The organism is Actinomadura sp. NPDC048021 (genome assembly GCF_040653135.1).
Taxonomy (GTDB): domain Bacteria; phylum Actinomycetota; class Actinomycetes; order Streptosporangiales; family Streptosporangiaceae; genus Spirillospora; species Spirillospora verrucosospora.
Genome location: NZ_JBEZJQ010000030.1, coordinates 69,876 through 89,363, shown reverse-complemented (window position 1 = coordinate 89,363; position 19,488 = coordinate 69,876). Strand labels below are relative to the sequence as shown.

Sequence of the window (19,488 nt, the reverse complement as noted above, 5' to 3'; positions counted from 1 at the left end):
GCGGCATCCGTGACGCTCTGACCTGCTGATTCGTGCGGTTGAGCGGTGCCACGCCCCCGCCCTGCGCGGGAGGGGAGCCCGAGGGGAGCCCGGAAGTGCTCGCTGAGCCTGCCGCGGCGGCCCTCGGGATCATCGCTGCGCCGCCTCCACCGCCTCCCTCGCCACGCCCGGCAACACGCTCGTGTAGGTGTCCGCGGTCAACACGATGGAGGAATGCCGCAGCTGCGCCTGCACCAGCTTCATGTCCGCGCCGCCGGCAAGCATCAGCTCGCCGTGCCGGAGATCGTGCAGCCGGATCGATGGGAGCCCCGCCGTGAACGCGATGGCCTGGAACTCTGCGGACGCGTGGTCGGGGTGCAGCCGCTCACCGTTCTCACGGGTGAAAACCTTCCCCGACTGGACCCACGCGAGGCGCTCTTCGCGCTGCTGCGCCCGCCACGCCCGCAGCACCTGCCCGGTCGCGGTGTCGAACGGGATGGTGCCCTTGCTGCCGTCGCTCTTGAGGTCGGCTTCCTCAACCCCGGCGTAGGTGATGTGCACGATCTGGATGTACAGCGACAGTTCCCGGGCGTCGAGGTCGACGTCGGCCCATTCCAGCCCGCACGTCTCACCGCGCCGGAGCACCGCGAACGTCATCAGGTGGTAGAGGGCGTACAGCCGGTACTCGGCGGCGGCGTCGAGGAACGCGCCGGTCTGCTCGGGTGTCCACACCATCGCCCGGGACGGGCGTGGCAGCGATCGCCACAGCTTGAACGCCCGCGTCGAGCGACTCTCGGGCGGCTCGCCAGCCTCCTCAAGGGCGGCGGTGTAGGTGTCGAACCAGCCGCTACCCCGCTCGGGCGTCCACACGACCGCCTTGGGGCGGCGACCGCCGCCCATGCGGATGAGCTTCGCGACGTTCACGGTGACGAGTGGCGGCATCTGACAGACCGACGCGGAGGGTCGCGTGGATCTGCGCCCGGGTCGAGGCGCCCACAGGCCGGCGCGGCGGCGGCAGTTCCGCGATCTCAGCGAGCGCACGGTCGCGGGCTGCGGTGTCGCGGACCTGACGCGCCTCCCACACTCTCTGCCGCAACGCCCGCCGCCGCTCCCGCTCCGCCTCGATGCGCCGCGTCGTCTCTCATCCAGCGCCGACCCACACTGTTGATGCAGGACCCCGAACTAGCGGACCAGGCCCGCGCACAGTCAGCAGAGCTCTTGGACCTCGACGTGCCCAACCAGAGCAGGCGCGAACCAGAGAACATCAACTACGCGGCGCGCATGGCCGCGAACCCCTCAAGGAGAACCCATGTCTGACGCCCGCGAGATCGTGCCTTTCCTGCACGAAGCCGGCCACCTGAAGAGGTCTGCCCGGCAGGGGTGGTGGATCGCCGGTGTGAAGAACCCGGAGACGGTCGCCGAGCACAGCTTCCGCACCGCGGTCATCGGCTACGTCATCGGCGCTGTGGAAGGCGCCGACGCTGAGAGAGTCGCCACCCTCTGCCTGTTCCACGACTTCCCAGAGACCCGGCAGGGCGACGTTCCGTCCACGGGGAAGCGATACGTGTCGATGGCGCCCGACACAGATGTGATCCGGGACCAGACTGCCCAGCTGCCGCAACATCTCGCGGACCGAATCCGAGCCCTGACCGGAGAGTTCGAAGAGCAGGCGACTCCGGAGGCGCGGTGCGCGAAGGACGCCGACAAGCTGGAATGCCTGCTTCAGGCCCGCGAATATCAGGCCCAGGGGTACGCGGATGTGCAGCCGTGGGTGGACACGATGGTCGACGCCATGAGGACCCCGACCGGGAAGGCTCTTGCAAGCGCTGCGCTCGAGGTGGCACCGAGTTCCTGGTGGTACGACATCGTCGCGAACTACGGTCGCAAATAGGTGGGTATCCCGTGAACGACGGACGGTCCTACCCGTCCGACTTGCCGCGCCATTCAGTGAGCGCGGGCGGCGCGGTCATTCGCGACGACGGACGTTTCCTCGTGATCAAGAGACGAGACAACGGGGCTTGGGTGCAGCCGGGCGGCGTCGTGGAACTCGAAGAGGACCCGCGCGAAACGGTCGTCCGGGAAGTCTTGGAGGAGACCGGGGTCCGTGTAGAGGCCGGCGAACTGACCGGCGTCTACAAGAACATGAAGCGCGGAGTGGTGTCGCTCGTCTTCCGCTGTCGGGTGGTGGGGGGAGAGGCGCACCCGACGGACGAAGCGGTCGAGGTTGCATGGCTGACCACCGACGACGTCCGGGCGCTGATGGCTGAGCCGTTCGCCGTGCGGCTCCTGGACTCGGTCGCTGGCGGCGCCCCGGCCGTCCGGACCCATGACGGACACGACCTACTCGATTAGCCACACGACTAATCGCTGACGGCCCGTGCCCAAGAGCATGGGCCGTTGTGCTTGCTTGCACGTTGCGCGTTTACCGCGCAACTCCCGTAATCGTCTTAGGTATTCCGTCGGGGCTGTAATGATTACGCGGCACACCGCTTCTGCGAGGGCCGGTGTGTCGGCACAGCATTTACGCGATCTATGGACTGGCTTGAGAAATGACAAAGCCCGGCCGTGGCGGGCCGGGCACCTGTGTCGCGCGTACCTGTCGTTTCGCGACGTCATCGGGGTGAGGCACAGCAAGCGGTGGGCCGAGGTCGTGCCGGTGACCGGACAAACCGTCCGGAGCCGACTCCAGAACGCGCGCAGGCGCCACCCGAAGTTTCAGGCGAGCACCGGCCGCGCCTTCTGGAGCGGGGCGTGGCCGCGCAATCTGAAGACCGACGCTGCGCCGAGCGCAGGCCAGAACGTCTGGGATCTGCAAGAGACGCTGGAGTCGCTGGCCGAGAGCCGCAGCTGACAGGGGGAGGAACGGCATGGATGCGCCGGACTGGATCGCGCTGAAACCAAGGAAGGGGCCCGGCGTGCCGGGCCCCTTCAAGTGGTGCCCGGCAGGCCGGACACCTCAGGTGGTCACCGCCGCCTTTCAGCGGCGATGCGGTTGGCGATCATGGTGCTGATGCCGATGGTGAGCAGTACAACGCCGAAATCGACGATGTAGTAGTAGAGGATGCGGTCGTTGATGGTCTCCAGAAAGGTGACCATCAAGCCGAAGCCCCCGCACAGGGCCAGGATGGAGACCGCGGAGTCACGACCCATGCGACCTCCGACCAGCCCCCCGATGATGCCGCCGGCCAAACCGGCGATGGTCCCGGTGAGGATGGGGTACCAGGCGCCGGGGACGGTGAAGGCGGCGGTCGGGTCTGCGGCCCAGACGCCGAGGGTCAAGGCCGCGACGAGGACTCCGAAGATCGCCCCGCCGGTGCCGAAGGCAGCGGTGGTGAGTGCCGTGCGAGCGCGCTTGTGCATGGTCTCTCCTTTGGTGACGTCCCATCGCGATGACGGGAAACAGTAGAGACCGTCCTCTGTTTAGGTGCAGGGGCAAGTCAGTGGCGAGGTCAGAATGTGCTGTTGCCGCTGCCTCAACAACGGTAATTTCCAACGCTGGTTTAGCTGTACCCCTTTAGGGCCCGACCCTTTTCTCCATGCTTTGCCGTCGGCTCTCTGCCTCGAGTAGCGCATATCCCCGGTCAAGGTTGTTGCCGCCTGTCAAGCACTCGCCGACGAACACGACCGCTCGCAGGCCACGATCCGGGTCTGCTGCTCCCTCGTCGCCTGCGACAGCGCGTCAAGCCGCAATCGGCCATCCGGCGGCGGAAGCGATCGGGTGCTGTGGTGACCGTAGCCGCGCCCCTCGTTTGTGCGGGGTCGACGGGACGCACTGAAGTCGAAGCGCTCAGCGGCCCGCAGGGCGCCGATCATCTCTCGCCCTTATTTAGGGGGCCTCGGGCGAGCGGGTTATCGGCCGCTGTCGTCGATGCCGTAGCCGCGTGGAACGTGCTGGCGACTTCTCACCTCGTCAATGTTTCCCTTAAGGGAAACCTTCCGCGAAGGGTTACAAGGCAGGGTCCATGCTCATCTTGCCCTGCGGTGATGTGATGACCGGCCCGGAGCACCAGAGAGCGCGGCCTCGTTGCCGTGCGTGTGCGCCTTCTGGGCGAGGGGACGGGGTCAGGACTTGGAGGGTTTGGGGGCGGTGCTTGTCGGCGTTGGCGGTGGGGCGGTCTGCCCAGGGACGGGCCTAGGGAGGCCGCTGACGCAGGAATCAACGAAGAACTGCCGGACCTGCTCGCGCCACTCAGTAGATATGCTGCCTGATTTATCGGCTGGGATCTCGTCATCCTGAAGGCCGTGGTAGGCGGCTTTACAGCGTTTCGCGTCGATCTTTGCGCCCTGGGCGGCGAGGAGCATGGCGCCGATGATGATCGGGGGGATGGGGTTCACGGAGAGCATCGTGCCCATGTGTGATGGCTGTGTCACGGGTGCGGCCGGTTGCAGCATGCGGGTTGACGGGGACGTGTCGGGTCGGTCGCTGGTTCACCCCCGCCGGGCAGAGGGCCCGATCCGGCCACGTTCCCTTCCTGCGGCGAGGAGCGGCTGAGCGGATCAGCGGAGTGCCCCTAGGTTGTCGGAGCAGGCCCTTAGAACGGACATGTAACCGTTGAGTGGAGGTCGCTGATGAAACCGGTCGAGGTCACTCCTCCTGGCGTGCCAGCGAAGGACGACCCGCAGGTTAAGACGGCGATGGGGGTGTGGGACGGGCTGACTGCGGAGGAGCAGCGGGAAGTGTTCCGGTCGCTGTTCAGGGTTGTTGCCGCGTACGGCCACTCGAAGGATATTGACCACCTGACGCGGTTTGCGGAGAGTGTTGACCGGATGGTTCGTCTGGAGTCAACCACCGATCTGCGTCAGCGGATCCGCGACCAGCGGGCGGCGGTCCCCGAGCCGGCCGACCCCGCCGCCGTCGAGAATCTGTTGAGGCGCCTGGAGGGGTAGCGATGCGCCCGCTGCGGCTCACCAAGACGACGTGGAAAGTCGTGGCCGAGTGGGCGGGAAGCCAGACCCCGGAGAAGCAGCGTCTGGCCGCGAAGTTCCTGCGGGCGCTGCTGGACGGGTCGTGGGTGGCGGAGTTCGATAGCACCCCGACGAGCCCTGAGGTTGTGACGGTGTTGCTGGATTCGCCTCGGGTCCCGGCGTACATGACGATCTTCGAGGCTGATGGTGTCGAGTTCGGTGAGGTCTTCGCGATCGAGGACGATCCGCAGGCCGGGGAGTATTTCGATACCGGTGAGCGGCTGGGGGTGGACCCGGAGCCGGAGGCGGGCCTTGACGGTGATGGGCGGCGGCCACCGCCGGACCCGCCAGAGTTGTATCCGGAGCCTGGTGAGGGGCCGGAGGAGTTCGCTCAGAGGGTGCAGGAGTTTCGCCGCTCGAGCTGAGTGGCCGTTGGCTGTCGCAGGTGTCGCTGACGATCGTCTGGGCTCAGGGTGGGCGTATCTGCCCGCCTTCTGCGGAAGGCGCGCCGCGCCCCCACACCAGCTGGCTCACTGGCTACCCGTGGTCTCGTCGGGCTTCCTCGCTCCGGGGACGCCCGGGGCTGGAGCCTGCTTGCCGCCTGAGGCCGGCGCCGCGGCGGGGACGTGGTGTGCGATTGCCCCGACAGCGGACAGCAGGACCATCAGCGGCAGGACGAGCGCGCCCCACCCTGCGGCGTGGATGACCCAGGTGTCGGGGTCTTTCCAGCCGGTGGAGGTGCTGGTGAGGACGAGGCCGGCGGTGATGGATGCTGCCGCGAGATAGGCCAGGGTGCCGCCTGCGAGTTGGTTGACGCGCCGCCGCTGCCGCTTGTCGAGCTTGTCTTTCTGGCTGCGCGAGGACCGTCGGGTGCGTACAGCCAGCACGACTCCGGCAGCGATGAACACTAAGCCGGTGGCGACCATCGACGCGGCCGGGAGGTTGAAGGCGTCGCCGTTCAGTGTCCGGTAGAAGCTGACGGCGGACATGGTGATCATCACTGCGGTGAGGGTGAGCGCGAAGTAGATGAGTGCGGTCAGGAACGTGAGTGCTTCCTGGGTGTACCTGCCAAAGGAGACCAGAACCCAGGACAGTGCGACACACAGCGCGATGATGGCTGTCCCGAGGATCCCGCCGATGATCGTGTGGGCGGTGCGGGCGCGTAGGCAGACCTGGTCGCCTGAGATCCCTGCGGATAGGTAGGCGAGGGCGATGAACGCGAAGAACGCCGTGAGGAGGGTCCGGTATAGCCGCGACCGCCGGGTAGGTTCCGGGCCTGGCCAGCGTCGGTCAGGGAGCAATAGGGAGCCGTGGATTGGGGTGGAAGGGGTGGACGCCGACGGACGGTATTGGGTGGGCCTGGCGGCCGGGCGTCGATGCCGACGCACGCCGCCACGTCGCCGGAGCTCCAGGGGAGATGGGCATAGGCACTAGCGAGAGTCCCTCACCCTGCTCGAAGATCTTCGGCCGGTCCATGGGCCACTTGGGGTGGAACTTCGGGCGGACCTCATGCCCCAGCGCGTTCCAGCTGATCCCGTACCCGGCGCGCTGCCCGAACAGAACCCTGGCCGCGATGGCGCCGTCCAGCAGCGGCGCCAGCACCTGCGCGAAGTCGGCGGCGGTGGTGACCTTCGCCGAGTCCGGGCCCTTCACGAGCTCGGCCGCCGAGCTCCGAAGTGGTGAGCCGGGATCGCCGGTAGAAGCCGCTCTTCGAGAGCGCCAGCGAGTCCGCGCGCGTCAGGTCGGGCCGCACCTGCCACAGGTGCACCACGTCCCGCTCATGCGGCGCCGCAGCCGGGTCACGGAGGATTAGGCCCCACTCCCAGGCCTCGGAATGAGGGATTGGGCACAGCGCGTGAGCGCGCGGCGCTCGATGCGTGGATGGGGGAGGGGAGCCCGAGGGGAGCCAGGGAGAGCGGGACTGCCCTCGTTCAGGGCGGATCCGTTGACACCGTTCAGCACGGCAAGACGGCCGTATCGGGCGGGAACAGGCGGGGCCATCATCAGCCATCACCATCCGATACGTTTTCGGTGGTACTACTAGGGGTTCGAGTGCACGGTGTGATCCGGAAATGCCGTGATTCGACGGGCAGGTCAGGGGGTCGGCGAGTGCGGGTGTACTCCATCCCGATGCGGACGCGGTTCCGCGGCGTGACGCGGCGGGAGGGCGCTCTGCTGCGGGGCCCCGCCGGCTGGGGGGAGTTCTCGCCGTTCGCCGAGTACGGTCCGGCCGAGTGCGCCCGCTGGCTGGCCGCCGCCCGGGAGGCCGCGTGGGAGGTCTGGCCCGCGCCCGTCCGCGACCGGATCCCGGTGAACGCGACGATCCCGGCGGTCGGCCCGGAGCGGGCCTTCGAGATGACGCGCGAGTCCGGCTGCCGCACCGCGAAGGTGAAGGTCGCCGAGCGCGGCCAGAGCGACGCCGACGATCTGGCCCGGGTGGAGGCCGTCCGCGCGGCGATCGGACCGCGGGGCAGGGTCCGGATCGACGCGAACGGCAGCTGGGACGTCGATCACGCCGCCCGGATGATCAGGTCGCTGGACCGGTGGGAGCTGGAGTACGCCGAGCAGCCCTGCGCGACGCTGGAGGAGCTGGCGGCGGTGCGGTTCCGCGTGGACGTGCCGATCGCGGCCGACGAGTCGATCCGCCGCGCCGAGGACCCGCTGAAGGTGCGCGCGGCGGGCGCCGCCGACGTGGCGGTGCTGAAGGTGCAGCCGCTCGGCGGGGTCGCGGCGTCGCTGCGGGTCGCGGAGGCGTGCGGGCTGCCGGTGGTGGTGTCGAGCGCGGTGGAGACGTCGGTGGGGCTGGCGGCGGGGGTGGCGCTGGCCGCCGCGCTGCCGGAGCTGCCCTACGCGTGCGGGCTGGGGACGCTGCCGCTGCTGGAGGGCGACGTCGTGCGCGACCCGCTGCGTCCGGTCGCGGGGGAGATCGAGGTGCGCCGGCCGGCGGTGGACGAGGAGGCGCTGCGCCGCTGGGAGGCGCCCGACGGGGCGTGGCGGAGCCGGGCGCTGGCCGCGCAGGCCCATCTGGACGGCCCGGCGGTGGTGGAGGTGGCGCCGTGAACCCGGCGACCGCGCTGGCGAGCGTCCTGGTCGACGAGTTTCAGCGGTGCGGGATGACCGACGTGGTGCTGGCGCCGGGCTCGCGGTCGGCGCCGCTGGCGCTGGCGCTGCACGCCGCCGAGGAGGCGGGCGGTCTCCGGCTGCACGTGCGGATCGACGAGCGTTCGGCGTCGTTCCTCGGGCTGGGCATGGCGAAGCGGTCGGGGCGCCCGGTCGCGCTGGTGTGCACGTCGGGCACGGCGGCGGCGAACTTCCATCCGGCGGTGGTGGAGGCGCACGAGTCGGGCGTCCCGCTCATCGTGATCACGGCGGACCGGCCGCCGGAGCTGCGCGCCACGGGTGCGAACCAGACGATCGACCAGGTGAAGCTGTACGGGACGGCGGTGCGGTGGAGCGCCGAGATCGGCGTCCCGGAGAACCGTCCGGGCATGGTGGCGTACTGGCGGTCGCTGGTGAGCCGCGCGTGGGGGCTGGCGCAGGCGCCCGTCCCGGGGCCGGTTCATCTGAACGCGGCGTTCCGCGAGCCGCTGATCCCCGACGGCGACGAGACGTGGTGCGAGCCCCTGGACGGGGACGCGACCGGCGCGTGGACGAAGGTGCGCCCGGCGACGCCCGGGTCGGTGCTGCACGTCCCGCCGACGCGGCGCGGTGTCCTGGTGGTCGGGGACGGTGCGGTGAACGTCAAGCGGTACGTGGCGGCGGCGTCGATGGCCGGCTGGCCGGTGCTCGCCGAGCCGAACGGCAACGCCCGCTACGGCGACCACGCGCTGTCGTCGCACCATTTCCTGCTGGGCGTCCCGGAGTTCGTGGAGCGGCACCGTCCCGAGGTGGTGGTGACGCTGGGCAAGCCGGGCCTGTCGCGCCCGCTGCTGTCGCTGCTGCGCCGCGCGGAGGAGCACATCGTCCTGGCACCCGACCTGGCGCACTGGCCCGACCCCGTGCGGTCGGCGACGCAGGTGGCGCCCGAGGTCGAGATCCCGGTGGTGTCGGGCGACGACACGTGGCTGAAGTCGTGGCGGTCCGCCGACCGGGCCGCGGCCGAAGCGGTGGACGCCGTCCTTGACGCCGTCCCGGAGGTGAGCGAGCCGCGGCTGGCCCGCGACATGGCCGCGGCGCTGCCGGGCGGGTCGCTGCTGTTCACGGCGGCGAGCATGCCGATCCGCGACCTGGACCAGGTGATGCGGCCGCGGCGCGGTATCCGGATCATGGCCAACCGGGGCGCCAGCGGCATCGACGGGCTGGTGTCGACGGCGATGGGCGCGGCGCTGGTGCACAGCGGCCGCTCCTACGCCCTGCTCGGCGACCTGGCGTTCCTGCACGACCAGAACGGCCTGATCCTGGGGCCGCGGGAGCGGCGCCCCGACCTGGCGATCGTGGTCGTGAACAACCAGGGCGGCGGGATCTTCTCGCTGCTGCCGCAGGCGGCGCTGCGCGGCCCGTTCGAGCGGGTCTTCGGGACGCCGCACCAGGTGGACCTGGAGGCGGTCGCCGCCGCGCACGGCGTCCCGTACCGGCGGCTCGCCGCGGCCGCTGACCTGCCGAAGGCGCTGGCGGGGGAGGGGCTGCGGATCATCGAGGCCCGCACCGACAGGGAAGCGAACGCGGCCCTGCACGCCGACCTCCGCCAGGCCGCCCACGCGGCCGTCCGCGACATCCTCGCCTGACCGAGAGCCCACCCGCACGAAGGACCGACACCCGTCCGCGATACTTTAACCCTCAAATTACATTGTAAAGGCGCCGGGCTGGACAAGCGATCGCTTGTCCAGCCCGGAAAAACCACCACGACAACAGGACTGCGCTTGCTGTTGGTTCCACGTCCCACAAGCCCATACGTCATGCAAGGGCAGGCCGCGCGGGCTCGTGTCTGACGCTCCGCAGCAATGCCAGACGCATCTGGACGAACTCGAATCGCCGACCTGCAGCGCGGTCGAGTCGACGTGGCCGGTCATCGTCCGCGCGCCGCGGTGGCCCCGGCTGGTCGTCCTACGCCTCGCGGATGCGGTCCGCGCCGATGGCGACTCCGACGATCGTGCAAGGTTCGGTGCCGCGGTTGTGCCAGGCGTGCCGGGTGCCGTTCTGGACGAGCACGTCGCCCGCCCGCAATACGGTCTGCTCGCCGTCGTCGAGTTCCAGTGTGGCCTCGCCCGAGACGACCAGGACATAGTCGATGCTGTCGGTGGTGTGCATTCCCGGGGTGCCGGGCTCGTTCGCGGCCAGAGCGCCCGGCATCCGCCGCTCCAGCTCTTCCAGGGCCGCGGCCGTGTCGACGCCCGGAGCCGGGGCCGGCTCGCCCGGCGGAACCGTGTTGATCATGAAGCGGGATCCGTTCCGGGGCGGGTACCACGCCTCGGCGGGGCGGGGTGCGCCGTCGTCGGGGAAGGCGGGCCGTTCGTCCCGGCCCCACAGCCGGAAGAAAGCGCAGCCGGGCATCAGCTCTGAGGTGATGGGCTCGACATCGCGGTCGTCCACCACGCGGGCTCTGCCCTGGGCGTCGTGTCCGGTGACCACGCGGCGGATCGTCGGAGGTTTCATCTGATCATCCTTAGTACGGTGGCGTATGGATACGGATGCGTATCCATACGCCACCGTATCCGGCGTCCGCCGACCGGTCAATACGCTGGCGTATCCTGTGTTCCGTGGTGAACGAGTCGACCCGGCTGTCCGCCGAGGACTGGGCGCGGGCCGCGCTGAAGGCGATCGCGGGCGGCGGCCTCGCCGCGGTGGCGGTCGAACCGCTGGCGCGGACGCTTGGTGTGACCAAGGGCAGTTTCTACGCGCACTACCGGAATCGGGACGAGCTGATCGCGGCGGCCCTCGCGGAGTGGGTGCGGACCCACGGCGAAGGCGGGCTCGCCGAATTCGCCGCGATCGCTGATCCGGTGCGGCGCCTGCGCGAGCTGCTCACCATCGTCGTGGAGTCCGTCCAGCCGCTGGCGCCGTCGGTGCACCTGAGCCTGCTCGGCGATCGCAACGACCCGCGGGTCAGGGACGCGGTCGGGCAGGTGAACCAGGCCCGGCTGGAACTTCTCGCCCGTACCTACCGCGAGCTCGGGCTGCCGCCGGACCGGGCGACCTCCCGGGCGCGGGTCGCCTACGCTGCCATCCTCGGCCTGCTGCACCTGGCGCAGACCGATCCGGACGCCCCGCGCTCCGCCGCGCTCGCCGACGAGGCGACCGCCATCTTCCTGCCGTCATGACGGTGCGCGCCGCCTGAGGCCGGGGGCGGTCCGAGGGGCGACGCTCCCGGAGCCCCCGGGTCAGCCGAGGAGGCGCTCCCGCAGGGTGTCGGTGTCCTCGTCGGTCCAGCCGTGCCCGGAGAGCCAGCCGAGGGTTCCGCCGTGCTCCTCGTCGATCCGGGCGAGGAACTTCTCCATGATGGCCGCGTGGGGCTGGTGGGTGTCGGCCGGACGGGAGTCGAGGTCGGACGCGTAGGTGTCGCTGCCGCGCAGCCGGCCCAGGACCGCTTCGAGGCGGTCGCCGGTCTGGGCGTAGTCGGCGACGATCGCCTCGCGGGTGACGCCGACGACGTCGAGGGCGAGGGCGCAGACGACTCCGGTGCGGTCCTTGCCTGCGGCGCAGTGGACCAGCGCGGCTCCGTCGGTGCGGGTCATGACGCGCAGGGCGGCGACGACGGAGTCGCCGCGGTCGGCGAGGTAGCCGAGGTAGTGGCCGGTGGAGCGGTCCTGTTCGGGGCCGTCGGAGGGGCGCTCCTGCCAGGGCAGGGCCTTGTCGACGTCGGCGGCGACGTCGGTGTGGCGGCCGCCCTCGGCGAACAGTGAGAGCTGGTGGATCGTCACCGACGGCACGCGGGTGAGGGGGCCGGGTCCTTCGAGGCGCACTTCGGCGTCGCTGCGCAGGTCGATGACGTTCTTGAGCGCGTAGTCGTCGAGGAGGATCCTGACGTCGGCGACCGAGAGGTCCTGGAGGTTGTCGGAGCGCAGGACGCGCCCGAGCCGGGTGGCGCGGCCGTCGGCGGTGGGGAGGCCGCCGAGGTCGCGGGCGTTGACGGCACCGTCCAGGTCGATCCACCGAGAGTCATCTTCCATGACTTGTGACCCTATATGGCGGCACCCTCCGCGCTCGGGGGCAGGGGCCCGCTGTGCCGGGTGATCAACTTGGCGGATGAGGGAGCCGGGCGGTACCGGGACCTGGGAGCCAGACGGTGAATGGCTCCGCAGCGGGGCGACCGGGCGGTCTCGCTCTCCATAGCTTTCGAGGAGTCTTCTTCCATGCGTTCAGCGTGACGTTCCACCCCCTGGTGAATGGAGTCTCTATGCCCGCGACCCTGTCCGCTCCGTCCCGGCCTGCCGAACGGTCGGCCGGCAGTGATTTCGCGCCGCTGGCGCGGCGCGTCCGCAGCAGTGGGCTGCTGGATCGGCGGCGCGGTTACTATGCGCGGGCGATCGGGTTGAACCTGGCGGCGACGGCAGCGGTGTGGGGGGCGGTCGCGTGGGCGGGGGCCGGGTGGTGGACGGTCCTGCTGGGGATTCCTCTGGCCGTGCTGTCGGCGCGGGCGGCGTTCCTCGGGCATGACGCGGGGCACCGGCAGATCGCGCGGAGCGCTCGGGCGAACCGGTGGCTGGGGCTGCTGCTGGGGAACCTTCTGCTGGGGATGGGGCACGGGTGGTGGAACGACAAGCACAACCGGCATCACGCGAATCCGAACCATGTCGACAAGGACCCCGATGTGGGGGAGGGCGTGCTGGCGTGGACCAGTGAGCAGGCGGAGGGCAAGCGGGGTGTTCTGCGGTGGGTGGCGCGGCACCAGGCCGCGTTGTTCTTTCCGCTGCTGACGCTGGAGGGCGTGAACCTGAAGCTGGGCAGCCTGCTGTTCCTGCGTGGGCGTTCGCGGCGGGACCAGGTCCTGGAGGGCGGGCTGCTGCTCGTCCATGCGGTGGGGTATCTGGGGCTGGCGTTCGCCTTGCTTCCGCTGGGGCAGGCGCTGGCGCTGGTCGCGATTCAGCACGCGGTGTTCGGGGTGCACCTGGGTGCGGTGTTCGCGCCGAACCACAAGGGGATGGCGATGCCTGGGCCGGGGGAGCGGTGGGGGCATCTGCGCCGGCAGGTGCTGACGTCGCGGAACGTGCGGGGCGGTCTGGTGACGGACTGGCTGATGGGGGGTCTGAACTACCAGATCGAGCATCACCTGTTCCCGGGTGTTCCGCGGTGCAGTCTGCGTCGGTTGCAGCCGCTGGTGCGTGAGCACTGCGCGGCGGTGGGGCTGCCGTACGCGGAGACGGGGCTGGTGGAGTCGTACCGGCTGGCGCTGGGGCACATGCGTGAGGTCGGGGAGCCGCTGCGCTAGGGCGGGGCTATGCTCCGGGCCATGCCCGAGGGACACACGATTCACCGTCTGGCCGTCGAACATCAGCGGATGTTCGGCGGCCTCGCCGTTGCCGCGACGAGTCCGCAGGGGCGGTTCGCCGAGGGGGCGCGGTGGTTGGACGGGCGGGTGCTGTCCGAGGCGGACGCGCACGGCAAGCATCTGCTGCTGGGGTTCGACGATGACCGGATCCTGCATGTGCATCTCGGCATCTACGGCAAGTACGCGTTCGGGGAGGGGCCGGCGCCGGCTCCGGTCGGGATGGTGCGGCTGCGGCTGGAGGGCGGCGGGCACTATGCGGATCTGAGGGGTCCTAATACCTGCGAGCTACTCGAGCCGGGTGAGGTGAAGCTGCTGCGTGATCGGCTGGGGCCGGATCCGTTGCGGGGGGACGCCGATCCGGAGGCGGCGTGGCGGCGGATCAGCCGGGCGCGGACGCCGATCGCGGTGCTGCTGATGGATCAGTCGGTGGTGGCGGGGCCGGGGAACATCTACCGGGCGGAGGTGCTGTTCCGGCAGGGGATCGATCCGCGGCTGCCGGGGCGGCGGTTGAGCGCGCGGCGGTGGGCGGCGCTGTGGGACGACCTGGTGGGGTTGATGGCGGCGGGGGTGCGTGCGGGGCGGATCGACACGGTGCGGCCGGAGCATACGCCGGAGGCGATGGGGCGTGCGCCGCGGGTGGACGGTCATGGCGGGGAGGTGTACGTGTACCGGCGGGCGGGGCTGCCGTGCCTGGTGTGCGGGACGGCGGTGGCGTCGGGGGAGGTGGCGGGGCGGAACCTGTTCTGGTGTCCGGGGTGCCAGCCGCCGGTGGGGTGAGGGGGGACAGCCCCCCTTTTGATCTTGGGGTGTGCCTGATCGTGCGTGGTGGGGTGGCGGTTCTAGCGTTCGGGCATGGTTTCGACTCTGCGTAAGCGCATCACTGTGGCGCTGGGGGTGGCGGCGCTGCTCGCCGCCGATGTGGCACCGGCGGTGGCGCGTCCGGTGGGTTCTGTGGAGGGGTTGCGTCGCGATACCGAGGCGATCCGCGCTCTTGGTGTCAGTGGTGTGCAGGCCCGGGTGGTCGCGGCTGACGGCCGGCAGTCGGTCGCCGTCAGCGGGACCGCTGATCTGGGTACGGGCCGTCCTGTCTCTTCTGAGGGCTTCTTCCGTATGGCGAGCACGTCCAAGACGCTGGTCGCCGTGGTGGTTCTCCAGTTGGAGGCCGAGGGGCGGCTCTCTTTGGACGACAGCGTGGAGCGCTGGCTGCCGGGGGTGGTGCGGGGGAACGGGAACGACGGCGGCCGGATCACGGTTCGCCAGTTGCTTCAGCACACCAGCGGGATCCACGACGATCTGCCGGGGTACAGCACGCCGGAGGAGTACTACCGGCAGCGCTATGACGTCCATGAGCCTGAGGCGCTGGTGGCGCGGGCGATGGCTCATGCGCCGGACTTCGCGCCGGGGGAGGGCTGGGCGTATTCCAACACCGGTTATGTGCTGCTGGACATGGTCGTCGAGAGGGTGACCGGGCGGCACGCCCATGAGGAGATCGGGGACCGTGTCCTGCGTCCGGCCGGGCTCGACCGGACGCGGTGGCTGGGGACGTCGCCGTCGTTGCCCCGGCCGCATGCCAGGGCGTACCAGTTCTTCGGTCCCGGTGCGCGGGTGGATGTCACCGATCAGGTGACGGTGGACTACGGGAACCTTTCGTGGGTGACGACGACTCGGGATGAGAACCGTCTGTTCCGTGCGCTGCTTTCGGGTCGTCTGCTGCCGGCGCGGCAGTTGGCGGAGATGAGGCGGACCGTTCCGGTGAGTGCGGAGGTCGAGCGGATGTGGCCGGGCGGCCGGTACGGGCTCGGTCTGGTCGAGCGTCCTTTGAGTTGCGGCGGGACGTACTGGGGCCATGAGGGTGGGGACGGCGGTTACATCACGCTCAACGGTGTGACCGGTGACGGGAGGCGGAGCGCGGTGGTGTCGATGTCGGAGGCGCGGGGGGACTCGCTGGAGCACGTCCTGGAGCAGGAGGACGCGGCCAGTGCTCTGATCGACCGTGCGCTGTGCGCCGGGGGTTCTGGCGCTTCGTGAGCGTGGCGCTGGGGTCGGGCGCGGAGGCCTCGCGGACGCGTCGGCGGAAGTTGGTCGGCCCGGGGTGACTCGCACATGCCGGGCCGACTCTGGCGACGCCGCCTCAGGCCGGGGCGGTCAGGCGGATCGAGGCGAGTTTGGCCGGGTCGACGACGATGTGGATGCCGGTGATCCGGCCTTCGGTGACGGTGAAGGCGATGACGGAGAGGGGCGTTCCGTCGGCGCGCCACGACATGTGGCCGGGGATTCCGTTGACCAGGACGGGCCGGTGGCGGGCGGCTTCGCCGGAGAACATGCGGGCGCCGGCGGCGACCTCGGTGGCGCCGAGGGTGACGACGATGCCGCCGGGGGTGTCGACGGTCAGTTCCACGTCCGGGTCCAGGACGCGCAGGAGCGCTTCGAAGTCGCCGGTGACGGCGGCGGCGCGGAACGCGCGGACGGCCTCTCGGTGCTCGCGGCCGGGGCCGGCCGGCCGGTCCGTGGCCTGGACCTTCCGGCGGGCGCGGCTGGCGATCATCTTGGTGGCGTCGGCGGTCTTGCCCAGGATCTGGGCGATGTCGCGGAACGGGACGGCGAACATGTCGTGCAGGACGAACGCCAGGCGCTCGCTCGGGGTGAGCGAGTCGAGCACGACGAGCAGGGCGAGGCCGACCGAATCGGCCAGCACGGCCTGCTCGTCCGGCGCGGGGTCGTCCGCGGGCGTCACCACGAGGTCCGCGTACTGCTGCCCGTAGGCGGCTTCGGGGCGGGCTTGGCGTGATCTGAGGACGTCCAGGCTGATCCGGCCGACCACGGTGGTCAGCCAGCCCGCGAGGTTGGCGATGGTCGCCTCGTCTTGGCGGACGAGGCGCATCCAGGCTTCCTGGACGACGTCCTCGGCGTCGGCGTGCGAGCCCAGCACGCGGTAGGCGACGGCGCGCAGCCGATCGCGCTGGGCTTCGAACGCCTCGGTCACCAGGCCGGACGGGTGGGCGGTCACGGCTTTCTCTGCTGACGCAGGGAGAGTGGTGGGTCAGGTCTGGTCGGGGGTGTAGCGGGCGGCGAGGGTGCGGGCGGTGGCGGCGATCATGGCGCGGAGGTGCGGGGGGTCGATGACCTCGACGTCGGCGCCGAGTTTGAGGAATTCGACGTGGGCGTGGCGGACGGATTCGATGGGGAGGGTGGCGTGGACCCAGCCGTCGGGGCCGGGCGGGGTGGCGGTGTCGAGGGCGGCGCGGGCCATGGTGGGCGGGAGGAGGATCGGGGCGCGGGTGAGGCCGTCGGGGGAGAGTTTGACGGTGGCGTGTTCGCGGTAGGCGTCGGCTTCGAAGCGTTCGGCGTAGGCGGCCCAGAAGGCGGCGAGGTCGAATCCGTGGGGGCGGTCGAAGTGGTCGGGGAGTGTGCGCAGGGTCAGGACGCGTGAGATGCGGTAGGTGCGGGGTTCGCGCGCGGTGTCGCCGGGTGTCTCGGCGGTGTCTGTGTCTGTGCTGGTGTGGGGTGGGTCGTCGGGGGCGGGGCGGGCGATGAGGTACCAGGTGCCGGCCTTGAGGACGACGCCGAGGGGTTCCAGGCGGCGGGTGACTTGCTGGGGTCGGCGCCAGCGGCGGTAGAGCACCTCGATGCGGCGCTGGTTCCAGACGGCGTCGGCGGTGGCGTGCAGGTGGGGGACGTCGTCGGGGGTGCGGAACCAGCCGGGGGCGTCGAGGTGGAAGCGTTCGCGGATGCGGGAGGCGCGGGTGCGCAGGTCGGGTGGGAGGGCGGCCATGAGTTTGAGTTCGGCGGCGAGGACGTCGCCGAGGCCGAGCTGGGAGGCGGGGCCGGGGAGGCCGGACAGGGTGAGGGATTCGGCTTCGGTGGCGGTGAGGCCGGTGAGGCGGGTGCGGTAGCCGTTGAGGAGGCGGTAGCCGCCGTCGGGTCCGCGGTCGGCGTAGACGGGGACGCCGGCGGCGCTGAGGGATTCGACGTCGCGGTAGACGGTGCGGACGGACACTTCCAGCTCGGCGGCCAGTTCCCGGGCGGTCATGCGTTCCCTGGTCTGCAGGAGCAGGAGGAGGGACAGCAGCCGGCTCGCGCGCATGGGTCCAGTGTGCCGGTGCCGTGGCTGTGCTGGGGCGCTGCCGGGTCAGCCCTGCAGGGCGTACTGCATGGGGCGGAACTTGGCGCGGGCTTCGGCGAGTTCGGCGTCGGGGTCGGAGTCGGCGACGATGCCGCAGCCGGCGAACAGGCGGGCGCGGGTGCCGTCGATCTCTGCGCAGCGCAGGGCGATGCCCCATTCGCCGTCGCCGCGGGCGTCGACCCAGCCGACGGGGCCGGCGTAGCGGCCGCGGTCCATGCCCTCGAGTTCGCGGATGAGGTCCATGGCGGTGTCGGTGGGGGTGCCGCAGACGGCGGGGGTGGGGTGCAGGGCGGCGACGACGTCGAGGACGGAGCGGTCGGCGGCCAGGCGTCCGCGCAGGGGGGAGGCGAGGTGCAGGACGTTGGGGAGGGTGAGGAGTTCGGGTTCGTCGGGGACGGTGAGGTGGGCGCAGAGGGGGGTGAGGGCGTCGCGGACCATCTCGGCGGCGTAGCGGTGCTCTTCGCGGTCCTTGGCGGAGGTGAAGAGGCGGGCGGCGCGGGCCTGGTCGTCGGCGGGGGTGTCGCCGCGGGCGGTGGTGCCGGCGAGGACGAGGGACTCGATGTCGCCGCCGGTGCGGCGGATGAGGAGTTCGGGGGTGGCGCCGACCATGCCGGCGCAGGAGAAGGTGTAGCAGCCGGGGTAGCGGGCGGCGAGGCGCTGGAGCAGGACGCGGGCGTCGATGGGGGTGTCGGCGCGGACGGTGAGGTCGCGGGCGAGGACGACTTTTCCGAGGTGGCCGGTGTTGTCGGCGGGGCGGGGCGGGGGCGGGGCGCCGGTACGGAGGTGGCCGCGGCGGATGCGGTCGACGGCGGTGGCGACGGCGTGCTTCCAGGCGTGTTCGGGGAGGGCGCCGTCGCTCCAGCGCAGGCCGGTGGGGGCCTGGGGCGGGTTGGCGAGGGTGAGGGGGTCGGTGTCGTCGCCGATGGTGGTGAGCCAGGCGTGGCCGTCGCGGCGGCCGAGGATGCGGCGGGGGATGATGAGGGTGGAGTCGGGGGATTTGGGGTCGAAGCCGAAGGTGCCGAAGGCGACGGGTCCGGAGCCGGGGGCGTTGACGGTGTCGTCGACGGCGGCGGCGCCGAACAGGTCGCGGAGCATGCGGGCGGCGGCGTCGAAGCGGTCGTGGCCGCCGGGGAGGGTGAGGCGGGCGGCTTCGCCCCAGCCGACGATTCCCTCGCCGTGGCGGATCCAGGCGAGCGCGGAGGGGTGCGGAAGCCGCGCGACGAGGTCGCCCGGGTCGGGGATCGGGACGGTGCGGACGGTGAGTCGGTCCGGTGCTGTCACGGCGAGCTTCACGTGAGCCACTGTACGCCAGATTTGAACCTGTTCAAACGGGCGGGGTGGCGGTGGGGGGTGAGGTGTGCGCCACACGGGCCCGGTCGTGCGTATGCCCGTCGGTCCCGTCCCCATGCGCGGGGACGGGACGCGGCGGCGCGGCCGGGCCGGGCCGGGGTCAGCGGCGGGCGGCGCCGGTGAGCTTCCAGGCGGCGGGCAGCAGTCCGGCGGCCAGCAGGACCTTCAGCGCGTCGCCGGCCAGGAACGGGGTGACGCCCAGGTCGAGGGCCTTGGCGAGGTCGACGTGCAGGGCGGCCATCAGGTAGGGGACGCCGGCGGCGTACATGATGGCGGTTCCGGTGAGCATGGTGCCGATGGTGCGCAGCGGGGTGCGGTCGCCGCCGAGCTGGGCGAGGCGTCCGACGACGGCGGCGGCGGCGACGAAACCGATGACGTAGCCGAGGGTGGGGAACCCGGCGCCGGAGGTGCCGTCGGTGAACCAGGGGACGCCGGCCATTCCGGCGAGCAGGTAGACCAGCATGCCCAGGCCGGCGCGGCCGAAGCCGAGGGCGGCGCCGGTGAGCAGCACCGCGAAGGTCTGTCCGGTCACCGGCACGGGGGTGCCGGGCAGCGGGACCGCGATCTGCGCGGCGAGGCCGACGAAGGCGGCGGCGCCGATGACGAGCGCGGCGTCGCGGGCCAGCGAGCCGGGCAGCAGGTCGCCCAGGACGGCGGGACGCCGCCGGGCAGCGTGGGCAGTAGCCACAGATCCTCCCAAAACGGT

General features: G+C 71.1%; 22 protein-coding genes. 11 read left to right on the top strand and 11 right to left on the bottom strand.

Translation table 11 applies throughout. From position 1 onward, the window contains the following. Positions 1 to 129 precede the first annotated feature (129 nt). Positions 130 to 921, bottom strand: a complete 792-nt coding sequence (locus AB0C87_RS36050; protein ID WP_360581460.1) for a site-specific integrase — start codon at positions 919 to 921, stop codon at positions 130 to 132. 367 nt (positions 922 to 1,288) lie between these two features. Here AB0C87_RS36050 and AB0C87_RS36045 point away from each other — a divergent pair, with 367 nt between their 5' ends. The 3 genes from AB0C87_RS36045 to AB0C87_RS36035 all read left to right on the top strand — a co-directional run bounded on the left by AB0C87_RS36045 (position 1,289) and on the right by AB0C87_RS36035 (position 2,830). After that, positions 1,289 to 1,870, top strand: coding sequence for an HD domain-containing protein (locus tag AB0C87_RS36045; RefSeq protein ID WP_345183904.1), 582 nt, complete (start codon positions 1,289 to 1,291; stop codon positions 1,868 to 1,870). Positions 1,871 to 1,881: 11 nt separating this feature from the next. Continuing rightward, complete coding sequence (locus AB0C87_RS36040; RefSeq protein WP_360581459.1) at positions 1,882 to 2,331, top strand: NUDIX domain-containing protein; 450 nt, start codon at positions 1,882 to 1,884, stop codon at positions 2,329 to 2,331. A gap of 268 nt (positions 2,332 to 2,599) precedes the next feature. Further along, positions 2,600 to 2,830 (top strand): hypothetical protein, encoded by a 231-nt coding sequence (locus AB0C87_RS36035; protein WP_360581458.1) that lies wholly within the window; start codon positions 2,600 to 2,602, stop codon positions 2,828 to 2,830. A 113-nt stretch (positions 2,831 to 2,943) separates the two neighbouring features. Here the strand turns inward: AB0C87_RS36035 and AB0C87_RS36030 are convergent, their stop codons facing one another. Beyond that, entirely contained in the window at positions 2,944 to 3,339 is a 396-nt protein-coding gene (locus tag AB0C87_RS36030) for a hypothetical protein (protein ID WP_360581457.1), read from the bottom strand. A 702-nt stretch (positions 3,340 to 4,041) separates the two neighbouring features. Further along, entirely contained in the window at positions 4,042 to 4,332 is a 291-nt protein-coding gene (locus AB0C87_RS36025) for a hypothetical protein (protein WP_360581456.1), read from the bottom strand. Positions 4,333 to 4,548: 216 nt separating this feature from the next. Between AB0C87_RS36025 and AB0C87_RS36020 the strand changes: the two genes are divergently transcribed. Together AB0C87_RS36020 and AB0C87_RS36015 are read left to right on the top strand one after the other, a co-directional pair. Next, the gene (locus AB0C87_RS36020; RefSeq protein ID WP_345183894.1) at positions 4,549 to 4,866 is read left to right on the top strand and encodes a hypothetical protein; all 318 of its coding nucleotides are present in this window, start codon (positions 4,549 to 4,551) and stop codon (positions 4,864 to 4,866) included. Positions 4,867 to 4,868: 2 nt separating this feature from the next. After that, a complete protein-coding gene (locus AB0C87_RS36015) occupies positions 4,869 to 5,309 on the top strand; it encodes a hypothetical protein (protein WP_360581455.1) in 441 nt (146 codons plus the stop codon). Between the two features lie 105 nt (positions 5,310 to 5,414). Here AB0C87_RS36015 and AB0C87_RS36010 read toward each other — a convergent pair whose 3' ends face one another. Beyond that, complete coding sequence (locus tag AB0C87_RS36010; RefSeq protein WP_353835145.1) at positions 5,415 to 6,185, bottom strand: hypothetical protein; 771 nt, start codon at positions 6,183 to 6,185, stop codon at positions 5,415 to 5,417. Further along, positions 6,175 to 6,537 carry a hypothetical protein gene (locus AB0C87_RS36005; protein ID WP_360581454.1) on the bottom strand — a complete coding sequence of 121 codons (363 nt, stop codon included), beginning with the start codon at positions 6,535 to 6,537 and terminating at the stop codon, positions 6,175 to 6,177. Before AB0C87_RS36005 ends, AB0C87_RS36010 begins: the two co-directional genes overlap by 11 nt. Positions 6,538 to 6,993: 456 nt before the next feature. Between AB0C87_RS36005 and AB0C87_RS36000 the strand changes: the two genes are divergently transcribed. Then, positions 6,994 to 7,944 carry an o-succinylbenzoate synthase gene (locus tag AB0C87_RS36000; protein ID WP_345183884.1) on the top strand — a complete coding sequence of 317 codons (951 nt, stop codon included), beginning with the start codon at positions 6,994 to 6,996 and terminating at the stop codon, positions 7,942 to 7,944. After that, positions 7,941 to 9,608, top strand: a complete 1,668-nt coding sequence (menD, locus tag AB0C87_RS35995; RefSeq protein ID WP_360581453.1) for a 2-succinyl-5-enolpyruvyl-6-hydroxy-3-cyclohexene-1-carboxylic-acid synthase — start codon at positions 7,941 to 7,943, stop codon at positions 9,606 to 9,608. Before AB0C87_RS36000 ends, menD begins: the two co-directional genes overlap by 4 nt. Positions 9,609 to 9,927: 319 nt before the next feature. On the opposite strand, the gene AB0C87_RS35990 is transcribed toward menD, so the two are convergent. Then, a complete protein-coding gene (locus AB0C87_RS35990) occupies positions 9,928 to 10,476 on the bottom strand; it encodes a cupin domain-containing protein (RefSeq protein WP_360581452.1) in 549 nt (182 codons plus the stop codon). Between the two features lie 107 nt (positions 10,477 to 10,583). On the opposite strand from AB0C87_RS35990, the gene AB0C87_RS35985 reads away from it, so the two are divergent. Continuing rightward, entirely contained in the window at positions 10,584 to 11,141 is a 558-nt protein-coding gene (locus AB0C87_RS35985) for a TetR family transcriptional regulator (RefSeq protein WP_353835149.1), read from the top strand. Positions 11,142 to 11,201: 60 nt separating this feature from the next. Here AB0C87_RS35985 and AB0C87_RS35980 read toward each other — a convergent pair whose 3' ends face one another. Further along, positions 11,202 to 11,990 (bottom strand): tyrosine-protein phosphatase, encoded by a 789-nt coding sequence (locus AB0C87_RS35980; protein ID WP_360581451.1) that lies wholly within the window; start codon positions 11,988 to 11,990, stop codon positions 11,202 to 11,204. A 227-nt stretch (positions 11,991 to 12,217) separates the two neighbouring features. Here AB0C87_RS35980 and AB0C87_RS35975 point away from each other — a divergent pair, with 227 nt between their 5' ends. The 3 genes from AB0C87_RS35975 to AB0C87_RS35965 all read left to right on the top strand — a co-directional run bounded on the left by AB0C87_RS35975 (position 12,218) and on the right by AB0C87_RS35965 (position 15,337). Beyond that, positions 12,218 to 13,249: an acyl-CoA desaturase gene (locus AB0C87_RS35975; protein ID WP_360581450.1), complete on the top strand. Its 1,032-nt coding sequence runs from the start codon at positions 12,218 to 12,220 to the stop codon at positions 13,247 to 13,249. 21 nt (positions 13,250 to 13,270) lie between these two features. Beyond that, positions 13,271 to 14,086: a DNA-formamidopyrimidine glycosylase family protein gene (locus AB0C87_RS35970; RefSeq protein WP_353835150.1), complete on the top strand. Its 816-nt coding sequence runs from the start codon at positions 13,271 to 13,273 to the stop codon at positions 14,084 to 14,086. 75 nt (positions 14,087 to 14,161) lie between these two features. After that, positions 14,162 to 15,337, top strand: coding sequence for a serine hydrolase domain-containing protein (locus tag AB0C87_RS35965; RefSeq protein ID WP_360581449.1), 1,176 nt, complete (start codon positions 14,162 to 14,164; stop codon positions 15,335 to 15,337). A 103-nt stretch (positions 15,338 to 15,440) separates the two neighbouring features. Here AB0C87_RS35965 and AB0C87_RS35960 read toward each other — a convergent pair whose 3' ends face one another. The 4 genes from AB0C87_RS35960 to AB0C87_RS35945 form a co-directional block, all read right to left on the bottom strand. Further along, positions 15,441 to 16,316 (bottom strand): sigma-70 family RNA polymerase sigma factor, encoded by an 876-nt coding sequence (locus AB0C87_RS35960; RefSeq protein WP_360581448.1) that lies wholly within the window; start codon positions 16,314 to 16,316, stop codon positions 15,441 to 15,443. 33 nt (positions 16,317 to 16,349) lie between these two features. Next, positions 16,350 to 17,393, bottom strand: a complete 1,044-nt coding sequence (locus AB0C87_RS35955; RefSeq protein ID WP_360581447.1) for a WYL domain-containing protein — start codon at positions 17,391 to 17,393, stop codon at positions 16,350 to 16,352. Positions 17,394 to 17,438: 45 nt separating this feature from the next. Then, positions 17,439 to 18,725, bottom strand: a complete 1,287-nt coding sequence (locus tag AB0C87_RS35950) for an isochorismate synthase (protein WP_353835155.1) — start codon at positions 18,723 to 18,725, stop codon at positions 17,439 to 17,441. 157 nt (positions 18,726 to 18,882) lie between these two features. Further along, complete coding sequence (locus AB0C87_RS35945) at positions 18,883 to 19,470, bottom strand: biotin transporter BioY (protein WP_345183860.1); 588 nt, start codon at positions 19,468 to 19,470, stop codon at positions 18,883 to 18,885. Positions 19,471 to 19,488: the final 18 nt, after the last annotated feature.